The sequence below is a fragment of the Moritella sp. genome (assembly GCF_033791185.1).
GTDB lineage: Bacteria > Pseudomonadota > Gammaproteobacteria > Enterobacterales > Moritellaceae > Moritella.
The window spans coordinates 17,880-32,357 of sequence record NZ_JASJHF010000104.1; the positions used below are offsets into that span (position 1 = coordinate 17,880).

The following is a 14,478-nucleotide window of genomic DNA, read 5'->3' on the forward strand; positions in this document are numbered from 1 at the left end:
TAAATAATGGATTGCGTCATTACTCGCCATATATATTCAGCCCCACTCATTGGAGTTAAAGCTCTAATTTTTAGTCGAGAAATCACCAACGAATTAATTTATCGTGTGTTTAAATTTCTTTCCGTGACAAGGTGGTACCCATTAATGGGTATCAATTGGGTGAATGATAAGTGAATGTAAAATAAAAAAAGAGATCTGGCTCAAATTGTTAGTATTGACGTGTAAATGTAAGGTAAATGTATTGATTGGTGAGGTGGTGAGTTATGTTTGATGATTTTTTATTTTGGCGAAAGCTGAAGTTTGGCTATTATTTTATATCACACAGTGGTTTTTTGGCTTTCTTTTTTTTTGGTGTTAACGTCAGCACTAGATCTGCAATGTAAAATGAATTAAAGAGGGTTTTATGAAAGAAAAGTACACGATCAATGATTTACGTGAAATGGTGGAACAATTACGTAACCCAGATACAGGTTGCCCTTGGCACTTACAGCAAAACTTCGCTTCGATCACCAAGTTCACCCTCGAAGAAGCTTATGAAATGGTTGATACTATAGAAAATAATGACCTTTCCGGCCTAGAAGGGGAACTGGGTGATTTACTCTATCATGTATTGTATTATGCGAAACTTGGCCAGGAACAGGCATTATTTAGCTTTGACGATGTTATTCAACAGCTCGCAAATAAATTAGCACAACGTCACCCACATGTTTTTGGTGAAATAAAACTACAATCTGAATCTAAAATAGTCGCCGCATGGCAACAGCAGAAGTCTAAAGAACGCTTGGAAAGTCATAAAGATAGCGCGCAGCACAGTGCATTAGACAATATACCGAAGGCATTACCCGCCTTGGTTAGAGCGGCTAAAATACAGCAACGTGCGGCCGATGTTAAATTTGATTTTGAAAGTTATAAGCAAGCATTATCAAAGGTTTATGAGGAGGTTGACGAGGTTGTTGAAGAGGCTGATGCCGCGGTTGTTGATAGCGATAAACTGGAAGAGGAGTTAGGCGATCTGTTGTTCTCTGTGGTGAATGTCACCCGCCACTTAAAGCAAGATCCTGAGCAAGCACTCAGAAAGGCAAATGAAAAGTTTGAAAAAAGATTTAGACAGGTAGAAGTACTTGCATTACAGAATGGTAAACACTTAAGTTGTTGTTCTGTAAGTGAAATGGAGTCGCTGTGGCAAAAAGTGAAATAAAATTACAACATATGATCTACCGCACAGTTATGGAAAAACGACAATGCTATACTTGTCAACATTGTGGGATGAGGGGGATTTGTTTATAATGTCGTCCCTTCTGGTATATATTCAATAATACTTATTTAATCCCTAACAACTTCAGGTTATGTATGACAACTAAGTACGTTTTTGTTACTGGTGGGGTAGTATCCTCATTAGGTAAAGGTATTGCGGCAGCATCATTAGCAGCTATTTTAGAAGCACGTGGCTTAAACGTCACAATGATGAAACTAGACCCTTACATTAACATTGATCCGGGCACAATGAGCCCGATTCAACATGGTGAAGTATTCGTAACGGACGATGGTGCTGAGACAGATCTAGATTTAGGTCACTATGAGCGCTTTATTCGAACTCACATGACTAAACGTAATAACTTTACAACTGGTAAAGTGTATTCATCAGTGCTTGCTAAAGAGCGCCGTGGTGATTACTTAGGTGCAACGATTCAGGTTATTCCACATATTACCAACGAGATCAAAGAACGCGTAATCGCGGGCAGTGAAGGCTTTGATGTTGCAGTAGTAGAAGTGGGTGGTACGGTAGGTGATATCGAATCGCAACCTTTCCTAGAAGCATTACGCCAAATGGGCGTGCAACTAGGTCGTGACCACACAATGTTTATGCATTTAACACTAGTACCTTATTTAGGTGCTGCTGGTGAAGTTAAAACAAAACCAACACAACACTCAGTGAAAGAGTTACGTTCAATTGGTATTCAGCCTGACATCCTAATTTGTCGTTCTGATCGTAATGTACCAGCGAACGAACGCGCTAAGATCTCGTTATTCTGTAACGTAGAAGAAAAAGCTGTTATCTCACTGAAAGATGTAGACAGTATTTATAAAATTCCTGCGCTATTAAAATCGCAAGGTTTAGATGAGCTAATCGTTAACCGTTTCGGGTTAACTGCACCAGAAGCAAATCTTGCTGAGTGGGAACAAGTTATTTTTGAAGAAGCGAACCCAACTGATGAACTTGTTATCGGTATGGTTGGTAAATACATCGAACTACCTGATGCTTACAAATCAGTAAATGAAGCACTTAAACATGGTGGTTTGAAAAACCGTTTCAGCGTGAAAATCAAATATATTGATTCACAAGATCTTGAAGCGAAAGGCACTGACATACTTAAAACTGTTGATGGTATTTTGGTACCAGGTGGTTTCGGTGAACGTGGCGTTGAAGGTAAAATTCTTGCAGCGAAATTTGCACGTGAGAATAACGTTCCTTACTTCGGTATCTGTTTAGGTATGCAAGTAGCGTTAATCGAATTCGCACGTAATGTTGCTGGCCTAGAAGGCGCGCATTCAACAGAATTTGACCCAGCAACTAAGTTCCCTGTAGTTGGTTTAATTACAGAGTGGATTGATGAATCAGGTAACGTTGAAGAACGTACTGGTAAATCAGATCTGGGTGGTACTATGCGTTTAGGTGCACAACTATGTCACCTTAAAGCGGGTAGTAAAGTAAGAGAAATGTACGGTAGTGCGACGATTAAAGAACGTCATCGTCACCGTTATGAAGTTAACAACAACCTTCTGCCTAAAATCGAAAAAGCAGGCCTGAAAGTAACAGGTTTATCTGCAGATAAGAAATTAGTTGAGATTGTTGAGAATCCGAACCATCCTTGGTTTGTTGCTGCGCAATTCCACCCGGAATTCACATCAACACCGCGCGATGGTCATGCATTATTTGAAGGATTCATTAATGCTGCTGGTGAATATAAAAAATCATCAACTAGCTAGTCAGAGATTTTAATATTAGTGTCGCGGTAACGCGGCATACTTAAATTTTTAATAGTTAAGGAAATCAAAATGTCTAAGATCGTTAAAGTTCTAGGTCGCGAAATCATGGATTCACGTGGTAATCCAACGGTAGAAGCTGAAGTTCATCTTGCTGACGGTTCTATCGGTATGGCCGCTGCTCCATCTGGCGCATCAACTGGTTCTCGTGAAGCGCTTGAATTACGTGACGGCGATAAAGCGCGTTACTTAGGTAAAGGCGTACTTAAAGCTGTTGCTGCTGTAAATGGTCCAATCGCTGAAGCGCTAGCTGGTAAAGATGCACTAGCACAAGCTGAGCTTGATCAAATTATGATCGACCTAGATGGCACTGAAAACAAAGCTTTATTTGGCGCAAACGCGATCTTAGCTGTTTCTTTAGCTGCAGCTAAAGCTGCTGCAATCTCTAAGAAAGTACCTCTTTATGCTCACATTGCTGATCTAAACGGTACTCCTGGTGTTTACTCTATGCCTCTTCCAATGATGAACATCATCAACGGTGGCGAGCATGCGGATAACTCTGTAGATATTCAAGAATTCATGATCCAACCTGTTGGCGCTGAAAACTTCCGTGAAGGTCTACGTATGGGTGCTGAAGTATTCCATAGCCTAGCTAAAGTACTTAAAGCTGACGGTCACTCAACGGCTGTTGGTGATGAAGGTGGTTTCGCTCCTAACCTAGCTTCAAACGAAGCTGCACTTGCTGCAATTAAAGTTGCCGTTGCAAACGCTGGTTATGAACTAGGTAAAGACATCACTTTAGCGATGGATTGTGCCGCTTCTGAGTTCTACAACAAAGAAACTGGTAACTACGAGCTTACAGGTGAAGGTAAAACTTTCACTGCTGAAGAGTTCAACTTCTTCTTACAAGACCTTACTAAACAATATCCAATCGTTTCTATTGAAGATGGTCTTGACGAGTCTGATTGGGTTGGTTTCAAACATCAAACTGAACTTCTTGGTGATAAAATTCAATTAGTTGGTGACGATTTATTCGTAACTAACACTAAGATCCTTAAGCGTGGTATTGATGAAGGTATTACTAACTCTATCTTAATCAAGTTTAACCAAATCGGTTCTTTAACTGAAACTTTAGCTGCAATCAAAATGGCTAAAGACGCTGGTTTCACTGTTGTTATCTCTCACCGTTCAGGTGAAACTGAAGATTCAACAATTGCTGATCTAGCTGTTGGTACTGCTGCAGGCCAAATCAAAACTGGTTCACTGAGCCGCTCTGATCGTGTTGCTAAGTACAACCAACTTCTACGTATCGAAGAAGCGCTAGGTTCAAAAGCACCATACAACGGTCTTAAAGAGGTTAAGGGTCAAGCTTAATTTGCTTAACACTTAATTTTGAATAGATTAAAAAACCCGCTTTATAGCGGGTTTTTTTTGTTTATACGCTAACCAATCTCTGCATTATATGTGACAATAACTGATTCATTTACGGGATGATTGTCATGCGCCTGCTTTATTTTGTATTAATCTCAATTCTCAGCTTATTGCTCTATCATTTTATTGCCGGTAATAACGGCGTGATGGACTATAAACGTATCGAACGTGAAGTCACCGACCAACATAAGAACAATCAAGTATTAATCGATCGTAATACCGCGTTAAAAAATGAGATCTTAGATCTGCGTAATGGTAACGATGCGATTGAAGAGCGTACCCGTAATGAACTGGGTATGATCAAAGAAGGGGAAACCTTCTACCGTATTATTAATGATGATAACTAGGCTACAGAGATGACTGAACAATTTATAGCGGTTGTCCCTGCCGCTGGTGTTGGTGCACGTATGGGTGCGAATATTCCTAAGCAATACTTAATGCTGCAAGATAAAACCGTAATCGAACACACATTAATGACGTTATTAAGCCACCCGCGGATTAACCAAGTTGTGGTTGTGTTAGGGCCTGAAGATGGCTGGTTCACGGATTTAAACATCGCTAACGATCCAGCAATAATACGTGTTGATGGTGGTAAAGAACGCGCTGACTCGGTATTAGCAGGGTTGCAGGCCTGTCATTCATATCAGTGGGTGTTAGTGCATGACGCCGCAAGGCCTTGCCTTACTCACGTTGATATCGATAATTTAATTTCTGCAGCACTCGATTCCGATCATGGTGCTATTCTTGGTAGCCAAGTTCGCGATACGATGAAACGTACTGATGCCCAAGGTAATATCATTGCGACTGTGGATCGAGACCTATTGTGGCATGCGTTAACGCCACAGATGTTTCCGGTTGAATTGCTGACCGATGCACTTACCACTGGTCTTGCTAGCAATGCCAATATTACTGATGAAGCCTCAGCCATTGAATTGCTGGGCTTAACCCCCAAAATGGTGGTTGGCCGTGCAGATAATATTAAGATAACTCGTCCTGAAGACATGCCGCTAGCGAAGCTTTTTTTACAGCAGCTAACGCAAAAGAATAATCATGAAATGTAATGGGGAAGATAAATAATGTTTAGAATTGGTCATGGTTTTGATGTACATAAATTTGGTAATGCTGGCCCAGTGATGATTAACGGCGTTGCAATTCCTTACCGACAGGGGTTTCTGGCTCACTCTGATGGTGATGTGGCGTTACATGCTATTTGTGATGCTTTACTTGGCGCATTAGCGCTGGGTGATATTGGTCATCATTTCCCTGATACTTCTGCCGAATTCGAGAATATTGATAGTCGTATTTTACTACGTGACGTATTTAGTAAAGTCAAAGAACTGGGTTACCGAATTGGTAATTTAGATGTCACTATTATTGCCCAAGCGCCGAAGATTGCGCCGCATATTCAAGCTATGCGCGTTGTATTAAGTGATGATCTTGAAACGGACATATCAACCGTAAATGTGAAAGCCACCACCACCGAAAAACTCGGTTTCACTGGTCGTAAAGAAGGCGTGGCATGTGAAGCGGTCGTATTGTTAATGAAGAATGCGTAAATTATTAATAAAGAATACATAAGTGAAAACAAATTAATGCAAACTAATCTTAATGCGGAGAACACAATGCTTCCTGAATTTGAATATTTATACGGCAAACCTACTATCACAGGTTTTATTAAGCAGGAAGCTGCCGATTTTGTGGTTATTGAAGACCTTGGTTTTGAGTTAACGGGTGAAGGTGAACATATCTTCATCTCGATCCGCAAGCAAGGTGAGAATACCCAATATGTGGCGCGCGCATTAGCGAAAGCGGCAGGTGTTGCAGATAAACATGTGAGCTATGCTGGGCTTAAAGATCGTCATGCGATCACGGAACAATGGTTTGGTATTCATATGCCAGGTAAGGAAACACCTGACTTCTCTGTGGTTGAAACGGAGCAAATTAAAGTATTAAAAATTGTCCGTCATAACAAAAAATTGCGCACCGGTGCACTTAAAGGTAACCAGTTTACGTTAAAGTTGACTGATTTAAGCAGTACTGACGGATTAGCTGAGCGCTTAGAAAACATCAAAACTGCCGGTGTACCAAATTATTTCGGTGAGCAGCGTTTTGGCCGTAATGGTAGCAATATAACAGCTGCTCAAGAGATGTTTGCAGGCAAAAAAATTAGAGACCGTAACAAGCGTAGTTTTTATATGTCAGCGGCACGCAGTTTGATATTCAATCAGGTCGTTAGCGAGCGAATTCGCCAGGCCAAATGGCAAACGGCAATGCCGGGCGATTGTCTAATATTACAGGGGTCTAACTCATTTTTTGCTGAAGAAACCTTAACTGACGATATTATTGAGCGCGTAGGCCAAGGTGCTTTACAATTGTCTGCACCGTTAGTTGGTAAGGGCAATAGTAGCGCCATGAGTGAGGCGTTGGCATTTGAAGACTCTATTATCGCGCAATATCCCGATTTGCTTGCTGGCTTAATTGCTGCAGGCCTGCGCCAAGAACGTAAAGCGTTAATATTACGTCCACAAAACTTTAGCTATGAGTTAGCAGAAAATAGCTTAACAGTAAGCTTCTATCTACCATCCGGTTGTTTTGCGACAAGTATTGTCCGTGAGTTGATTGAAGAAAAAGTGGTTATTCGTCATTTTGACCAAGAGCCAACATCAGGAACAGTATGATCGAACTGGGTAATACAGGAGTAGCAGGGCAACGTATAAAAGCGTTGCTTGAACAACAAGGGATCAGTGCACCAAGAGTATTAACGGTAATACAAGATACGCCACGTGACTATTTTGTTGAAGAAGCATTTGCTTTGCAGGCTTGGGGTAATCAAGCACTGCCGATTGGCGCTGGTCAAACGATATCTCAGCCTTATATCGTCGCGAGAATGACGGAACTGTTAATGCAAAGCAATCCACAACGGGTACTGGAAATTGGTACCGGTTCGGGTTATCAAACCGCTATTCTTGCGCAAGTTTTTCCGCGTGTGTATTCGGTCGAACGGATCCAAGCATTGCAGTGGCAAGCGAAACGTCGGCTAAAGAACCTTGATCTGCACAACGTGATGATGAAATATGGTGATGGTTGGCTGGGCTGGCAAAGTAAAGCCCCGTTTGATGCGATTATTGTCACCGCAGCTCCGGCTGTCGTGCCTCAAGCATTATTAACTCAGTTGGCCGATGGCGGGCAACTTATTCTGCCATTGGGTGTCGAATCACAAGTATTACAAGTAATTACCCGCAATGGCGATTGCTATACGAGCCAGAATATTGAAAATGTACGCTTTGTGCCGCTAGTTAAGGGTGAATTAATGTGAGTGTACTGTCGGCATTAAATGTAAAGGTGATGGAATCAGGGAATCAGGTGCTGTGATGGTCAGCAACAGACTATTATGCAAGTTACGCGGATGGCCGTTATGGCATCGTTGCGGGCTGTATTTTTTGCTCGCGCAGTTAGTTGGTTGTAGTACTGCCAATCATAGCCCTGCGCCTGTCACCAGTGTCCAAGGTTATAAGATTGAACTTAGATCTCGCATCAATACGCCGACTTATCGTGTCAGCAAAGGTGAAACCTTGTATGCAATTGCATGGCGAAGTAATCAAGATTTTAAATTCTTAGCGGCTTTGAATCAGATCCCCGATCCTTACCAAATTTATCCGGGGCAAGTATTAAAACTGAAAGGTAAAATACCCTCAGCTTCTTATAAAAAACCGACTGCGTTGACAGTGGCCAAAACAAACAATGCTAACAAAAGCACTGCTAAAGCCAGTACTAAGGCCCCATCAAAGCCATTAGCGAAACTGACGAAAACTAAAACAGTCACTGCGAAAGCTAGCCCGCCGATCAAGTATAAGCAGCCAGTGAAAACTAAACCTGCTGTGAAAGTCGTAAAACCAAAAGTGGTGGTGAGTAATAATAAACTAAAATGGGGATGGCCAAGTTCTGGCAAGTTAATTAGTGGTTATTCTAATAGTAAATCAGGGCAACAAGGGGTCAACATTGCTGGTACATTAGGGCGAAATATTATCGCTTCTGAAAATGGCCGTGTGGTTTATTCTGGTAATGGTTTACGTGGTTATGGCAACCTGATTATTATTAAGCATAACGATGATTACCTCAGTGCATACGCCTACAATCAAAAGCTATTAGTGAAAGAGCAACAATGGGTTAAGGCTGGTCAGAAGATCGCAACCATGGGTAATAGCGGACCTAACTCGGGTGCCGAACTGTATTTTGAGATCCGCTATCGGGGTAAACCGGTAAACCCAATGCGCTACTTGCCGAAGCGTTAAGCTCGACCGAAAGTAGTTTATTAGACTAGTCTTAATAAGCTATTTACTTCAGTCAGGAGGCGATACGTAATGAGCAAGATAACTGACGCTAATAAGTTAAACGTTGCAGATAATGAAGTATCTGATAACGCTAAAAAAGTACTGCCAGGGATGGAAAAATTTGAAGATGAACACCTCATTCCTAGCGATGCTAAAAGCTTAGATGCCACGCAGCTTTATCTTGGGGAGATCGGTTTTTCACCTCTGCTAACCGCAGAAGAAGAAGTTTTTTATGCGCGGCGTGCATTACGTGGTGATGCTAGTTCTCGCAAACGTATGATCGAGAGTAACTTACGCTTAGTGGTGAAAATAGCTCGGCGGTATAATAACCGTGGGTTGGCCTTATTAGATTTGATTGAAGAAGGTAATCTTGGTCTGATCCGAGCGGTAGAGAAATTCGATCCCGAGCGTGGTTTTCGCTTTTCAACCTATGCGACATGGTGGATAAGGCAAACCATTGAGCGTGCCATTATGAATCAAACTCGTACCATCCGTTTACCCATCCATGTTGTCAAAGAGCTCAATGTTTACCTGCGCGCCGCGCGTGAACTTGCCCATGAATTAGATCACGAACCGACAGCGGAAGACATCGCCGAGAAATTAGATAAACCGGTTGCTGATGTCAGTAAAATGCTGCGTTTAAATGAACGTATTAGCTCGGTTGATACGCCTATTGGTGGTGATTCTGAAAAAGCATTATTAGACATTATCTCGGATGATAAAGGTGATAGCCCTGAAAGCTGCACCCAAAATGAGGACATTAAATTCAGTATTGTGCGCTGGCTTGAAGAGTTGAATCCAAAGCAGCGTGAAGTATTAGCAAGGCGTTTTGGACTGCTAGGTTATGATGCTTCAACCCTCGAAGATGTTGGACGTGAGATTGGCTTAACGCGTGAACGCGTGCGTCAGATCCAAGTCGAAGCACTGCGGCGGTTACGAGAAGTGCTCGCCCAGCAAGGCTTATCTGTAGAAGCTTTATTTAGACTATAAAATACGGGTAAGTATGGTTATTGAGTAGTTAATCATTAAAGTTAAGCTAGTCTTAATAATTAGTACTTGATTCAGCCTTTATACTGGTTTTATTAAAATCAGTCATACTATTCATACATTTCTAGTATTTTAGTAACCCTCTGCAAACATGGATTGTTTAAGGAAGGTTATGTTATTGACTCACTCTCTCATTAAGCTATTACTCACTCTTAGCTTGACGTTATTTATCACATCATGCTCTACCCCTAGATTATTTATCAATAGTGATCTGCCTGTTATTGTCGATGATGCTAAATTTATTTTATTACCAACTGAAATTCATGGTTTATCGGGCGAAAATGCGGCAAGGGAGGCGGTTTTTTATGAATCCTTTGAAGCGGCCTTTGGGGCGCAGATCATTAATACCCCACCGCACTCTTCGCTACTTAAGAATAATGGCTTTGTTGATGTGTCGTGGCAAATGAGTCATGCAATGCACCGCCTTGTTACCGAACAAGATTGCTTCAGCTATGCACAAGCATATCAATTAGCGCTGGATAATGGTGAGGCGAGTAGTAAATTTAGAGCCCTTGATAGAGATGTTTATCAATTAAGCAGATGGTTAAAGCAAGCTTATCAACTACCTGTTGTACCTGAGTATATCGCGATTGCGCACATTGATAGTATGGGGGTATCCCTGGCTGGAAAACTGATAAAGTACCGTGTCATTGCGGGTATTTATGCTACTCAACACCAAGCTTTAGAGCGGGTGGTGAGTTATGTCGCAGAAAGCCCAAACCACCACAAAGCCATTTTACATGACCTAGATAATTTGGGCTTTTTAATTTACCGCGAGCTATTTGAGTTAGATTAAACCTAAGTACTTAAATTAAATGAAGAACTAAACATAAGTACTTAAAGTTGTTCTTTTAAGCGATATAACATCTCTAATGCTTCACGCGGCGTCAAGTTGTCAACGTTTAAGGCACTCAAGTCATCAATCACCGGATGAGCCGCCGGCTGTGCTTCAATTTGTTGACGTTCACCAGCTGCGACGGGATGTTGTGCGTTAAGCTCTAACTCATGTAGCTTAACTTTCGCTGCATGGATCACTGTTTTTGGCACGCCTGCAAGCGCCGCTACTTGTAAACCATAACTGCGATCGGCTGCGCCATCTTGTACCGCATGCATAAACACAATTGAGTCACCGTGTTCAACGGCATCTAAATGCACATTGACGAGGCTTGGATGCTGTTCTGTTAGCGTCGTTAATTCAAAATAGTGGGTGGCAAACAGGGTGTAGGCTTGGATCTTATTCGTCAGATATTCAGCACAAGCCCAAGCAAGTGATAAACCATCGTAGGTACTGGTACCACGACCAATTTCATCCATCAATACTAAGCTGTTCGCCGTGGCATTATGCAAGATGTTCGCTGTTTCCGTCATTTCTACCATGAAGGTTGAACGGCCGGATGCCAAATCATCTGATGCACCAATACGGGTAAAGATACGGTCGATTAATGATGTTGTTACTTGTTCTGCCGGTACAAAGCTACCGATGTGCGCCATTAACGTGATCAACGCTGTTTGACGCATGTATGTCGATTTACCGCCCATGTTTGGACCGGTAATGATTAACATGCGACGCTCTGGGTTGAGTTGCACTGGGTTGGCAATAAACGGTTCTGTCATCACTTGTTCAACCACAGGGTGGCGACCATTGGTAATATCGATACCCGGTTTAACGCTAATCGTTGGGCGGCAGTAGTTTAAAGTTTCTGCGCGCTCGGCAAAGTTACACAGTACATCGAGTTCAGATAATGCCGCCGCACTGTCTTGTAAAGCTGGGATGTAAGGTAATAATTTATCTAATAGTTGTTCGTATAACTGTTTTTCTAGCGCCAGTGATTTACCTTGGCTACTCAGCACTTTATCTTCGTGCTCTTTCAGCTCTGGAATAATATAACGTTCGGTGTTTTTCAGTGTTTGACGGCGGATGTAATGTACTGGCACTTGATCTGATTGCAGACGGCTGACTTCGATGAAGTAACCGTGCACGCGGTTATAACCCACTTTTAAGGTTGGAATACCGGTCTGCTGTTTTTCACGTTCTTCTAACGCGTGCAAGTAGTCTGTCGCGCCTTGGCTTAGTTCACGCCATTCATCGAGTTCTTTATTATAACCGGGGGCTATCACGCCACCGTCACGAATTAATACCGGCGGATTGTCGATAACCGCAAAGCTTAATAACGTTTCCAGTTCACTAAATTCGCCAGCCAGTTGTTGTAGTGAACTTAAGTGATCGGCATGGTGCTCTGTAAGCAGAGTTTGCAGTTCTGGCAGTTGCTGGAATGCATTGCGTAAACGCACCAGATCGCGTGGGCGAGCAGAACGCAGTGATAAACGCGCAATAATACGTTCGATATCACCAATAGTACGCAGTACCGGTTGGATGCTGTTTAATGCGCCCACATCCAATAACGATTGAATGCTTGATTGGCGTTGCTCTAATACTAAGCTATCGCGGACCGGCTGATGTAGCCAGCGTTTTAATAGACGGCTGCCCATCGGTGTTGAAGTATGATCGAGTATTTCAGCCAGGGTATTATCAGTGCCGCCAGATAAGTTTTGGGTCAGTTCTAAATTGCGACGTGTTGCTGCATCCATCACCACCATTTGCTCGGTTTGTTCAAGCTTGATGGCACGGATATGCGGTAATGCTGTGCGCTGGGTTTCTTTGACATACTGCATTAAGCAGCCTGCTGCACACAATGCTACTGGTGAGTTTTCAACACCAAAACCGACCAGATCTTTAGTGCCAAACTGTTGGCATAAAACGTTGCGGCCAGTTTGTAAATCAAACTCCCATTCAGGGCGACGACGTAGACCCTTAAGGTGTTTAATATGTTGAACTGATTCAAACGACTCACAATATAATAACTCCGCAGGTTCAGTACGCTGCAGCTCTGCAAGTAAGGTTTCTTCAGAATTAAATTGATTAATCAGGAAACGACCACTTCCCATATCAAGGGTGGCATAACCAAAAGTACTACCGTCATGAAATAATGCGGCGAGTAGATTGTCATTACGCTCGGTGAGTAAGGCCTCGTCACTGACAGTACCAGGCGTAACAATACGCACGATTTTACGCTCAACCGGGCCTTTTGAGGTTGCTGGATCGCCAATTTGCTCACAAATAGCTACCGATTCGCCACTACGCACTAGCTTTGCGAGATAACCTTCTAATGAATGATAGGGAATCCCCGCCATTGGAATTGGGTTACCATTTGACTTGCCACGCTTGGTCAACGAGATACCTAAAAGCTGTGAGGCTTTTTTAGCATCATCATAAAATAACTCGTAAAAGTCACCCATACGATAAAATAATAAGATATCTGGTTGCTCAGCTTTTAACTTAAAAAATTGCTGCATCATAGGCGTGTGATTAGGTAAGTCTTTAGGTGCAAGAAAGTCAGGTTGCATAGCGGCTCGGTTCTGAAAAAATAATTGCCGCTATAATAACAATGCTAAAGCATGGTGGCGACTGTATTTTTTTGTTGATAAATATGAGTTAGGAATAATTTTTAAAAAAATATTATTTTATTGCTTGATACTGTATGAACGAACAGTATACTTAAGCCATAAAATTAAATACTCGATTATGCCTCAGGGGAATAAAATGGACGCGAATAAAGAAAAAGCCTTAGCAGCTGCACTTGGACAAATTGAAAAACAATTTGGTAAAGGTTCGATCATGAAGCTAGGTGATAACCGTACCATGGACGTAGAAACAGTTTCTACTGGTTCACTTTCTCTTGATATCGCATTGGGTGCTGGTGGTTTACCGATGGGACGTATCGTTGAAATTTACGGTCCAGAATCAAGTGGTAAAACAACGCTGACGTTAGAAGTTATCGCATCTGCACAGCGTGATGGTAAAATCTGTGCCTTTATCGATGCTGAGCATGCGCTTGATCCAATCTATGCTGGTAAGTTGGGCGTCGATATTAATGAATTATTAGTATCTCAACCAGATACCGGTGAGCAAGCATTAGAAATTTGTGACATGCTAGCACGCTCTGGTGCTGTTGATATTATTGTTATCGATTCTGTAGCAGCGCTAACACCAAAAGCTGAAATTGAAGGCGACATGGGCGATAGCCACATGGGTCTGCAAGCACGTATGTTATCGCAAGCAATGCGTAAATTAACGGGTAACTTAAAAACGACTAACACTATGTGTATCTTCATTAACCAAATTCGTATGAAGATTGGTGTTATGTTTGGTTCACCTGAAACAACCACGGGTGGTAATGCACTTAAATTCTACGCGTCAGTGCGTTTAGATATTCGTCGTATTGGTTCAGTGAAAGATGGCGACGAGATCACGGGTAATGAAACACGTGTTAAAGTGGTAAAAAACAAAATTGCAGCACCATTTAGACAAGCTGAATTCCAAATCCTATACGGTAAAGGTTTTAACCGTAACGGTGAATTAATTGACCTAGGTGTTAAAGAGAAGCTAATTGAAAAAGCTGGCGCTTGGTATTCATACAAAGGTGAGAAAATCGGTCAAGGTAAAGCTAAATCAACACAATTCCTTATCGATAATCCAGCTATTGCCGCTGAAATCGATGGTTTGATCCGTGATAACCTACTTGGCAATAAAGACGAAGAAGTGGCCGTTGTTAATACGCCTGAAACTGAAAACGAATTTTAATTCTGCTATCGATTAGCGCTGAGTCATTAGACTTACGTTGAT

The 14,478-nt window shown here is 42.1% G+C and carries 13 protein-coding genes; 12 read left to right on the forward strand and 1 reads right to left on the reverse strand.

All coding sequences use genetic code 11. From position 1 onward, the window contains the following. The first annotated feature begins 403 nt into the window (after nt 1-403). The 11 genes from mazG to QNK26_RS06465 all read left to right on the forward strand — a co-directional run bounded on the left by mazG (nt 404) and on the right by QNK26_RS06465 (nt 10,590). The gene (gene mazG / locus QNK26_RS06415) at nt 404-1,198 is read left to right on the forward strand and encodes a nucleoside triphosphate pyrophosphohydrolase (protein WP_319221635.1); all 795 of its coding nucleotides are present in this window, start codon (nt 404-406) and stop codon (nt 1,196-1,198) included. Nucleotides 1,199-1,350: 152 nt separating this feature from the next. Continuing rightward, on the forward strand, nt 1,351-2,988 hold the full coding sequence (locus QNK26_RS06420; protein WP_319221636.1) for a CTP synthase: 1,638 nt from the start codon (nt 1,351-1,353) through the stop codon (nt 2,986-2,988). A gap of 69 nt (nt 2,989-3,057) precedes the next feature. Beyond that, nucleotides 3,058-4,359, forward strand: coding sequence for a phosphopyruvate hydratase (gene eno, locus QNK26_RS06425; protein ID WP_319221637.1), 1,302 nt, complete (start codon nt 3,058-3,060; stop codon nt 4,357-4,359). Between the two features lie 125 nt (nt 4,360-4,484). Beyond that, nucleotides 4,485-4,763: a cell division protein FtsB gene (gene ftsB / locus QNK26_RS06430; protein WP_319221638.1), complete on the forward strand. Its 279-nt coding sequence runs from the start codon at nt 4,485-4,487 to the stop codon at nt 4,761-4,763. A gap of 9 nt (nt 4,764-4,772) precedes the next feature. Next, entirely contained in the window at nt 4,773-5,477 is a 705-nt protein-coding gene (ispD, locus tag QNK26_RS06435) for a 2-C-methyl-D-erythritol 4-phosphate cytidylyltransferase (protein WP_319221640.1), read from the forward strand. A 15-nt stretch (nt 5,478-5,492) separates the two neighbouring features. After that, on the forward strand, nt 5,493-5,972 hold the full coding sequence (ispF, locus tag QNK26_RS06440) for a 2-C-methyl-D-erythritol 2,4-cyclodiphosphate synthase (protein ID WP_319221641.1): 480 nt from the start codon (nt 5,493-5,495) through the stop codon (nt 5,970-5,972). Nucleotides 5,973-6,038: 66 nt separating this feature from the next. After that, nucleotides 6,039-7,094 (forward strand): tRNA pseudouridine(13) synthase TruD, encoded by a 1,056-nt coding sequence (gene truD / locus QNK26_RS06445; RefSeq protein WP_319221643.1) that lies wholly within the window; start codon nt 6,039-6,041, stop codon nt 7,092-7,094. Next, nucleotides 7,091-7,732 carry a protein-L-isoaspartate(D-aspartate) O-methyltransferase gene (locus tag QNK26_RS06450; protein WP_319221645.1) on the forward strand — a complete coding sequence of 214 codons (642 nt, stop codon included), beginning with the start codon at nt 7,091-7,093 and terminating at the stop codon, nt 7,730-7,732. Before truD ends, QNK26_RS06450 begins: the two co-directional genes overlap by 4 nt. Nucleotides 7,733-7,787: 55 nt before the next feature. Continuing rightward, entirely contained in the window at nt 7,788-8,708 is a 921-nt protein-coding gene (locus tag QNK26_RS06455) for a peptidoglycan DD-metalloendopeptidase family protein (RefSeq protein ID WP_319221647.1), read from the forward strand. A gap of 69 nt (nt 8,709-8,777) precedes the next feature. Then, on the forward strand, nt 8,778-9,737 hold the full coding sequence (gene rpoS, locus QNK26_RS06460; protein WP_319221649.1) for an RNA polymerase sigma factor RpoS: 960 nt from the start codon (nt 8,778-8,780) through the stop codon (nt 9,735-9,737). Nucleotides 9,738-9,906: 169 nt separating this feature from the next. Continuing rightward, nucleotides 9,907-10,590: an RNA polymerase subunit sigma gene (locus QNK26_RS06465; RefSeq protein ID WP_319221650.1), complete on the forward strand. Its 684-nt coding sequence runs from the start codon at nt 9,907-9,909 to the stop codon at nt 10,588-10,590. A gap of 41 nt (nt 10,591-10,631) precedes the next feature. Here the strand turns inward: QNK26_RS06465 and mutS are convergent, their stop codons facing one another. Further along, complete coding sequence (mutS, locus tag QNK26_RS06470) at nt 10,632-13,199, reverse strand: DNA mismatch repair protein MutS (protein WP_319221651.1); 2,568 nt, start codon at nt 13,197-13,199, stop codon at nt 10,632-10,634. Between the two features lie 178 nt (nt 13,200-13,377). On the opposite strand from mutS, the gene recA reads away from it, so the two are divergent. Then, nucleotides 13,378-14,436 (forward strand): recombinase RecA, encoded by a 1,059-nt coding sequence (gene recA / locus QNK26_RS06475; RefSeq protein ID WP_319221653.1) that lies wholly within the window; start codon nt 13,378-13,380, stop codon nt 14,434-14,436. The last annotated feature ends 42 nt before the right edge of the window (nt 14,437-14,478 follow it).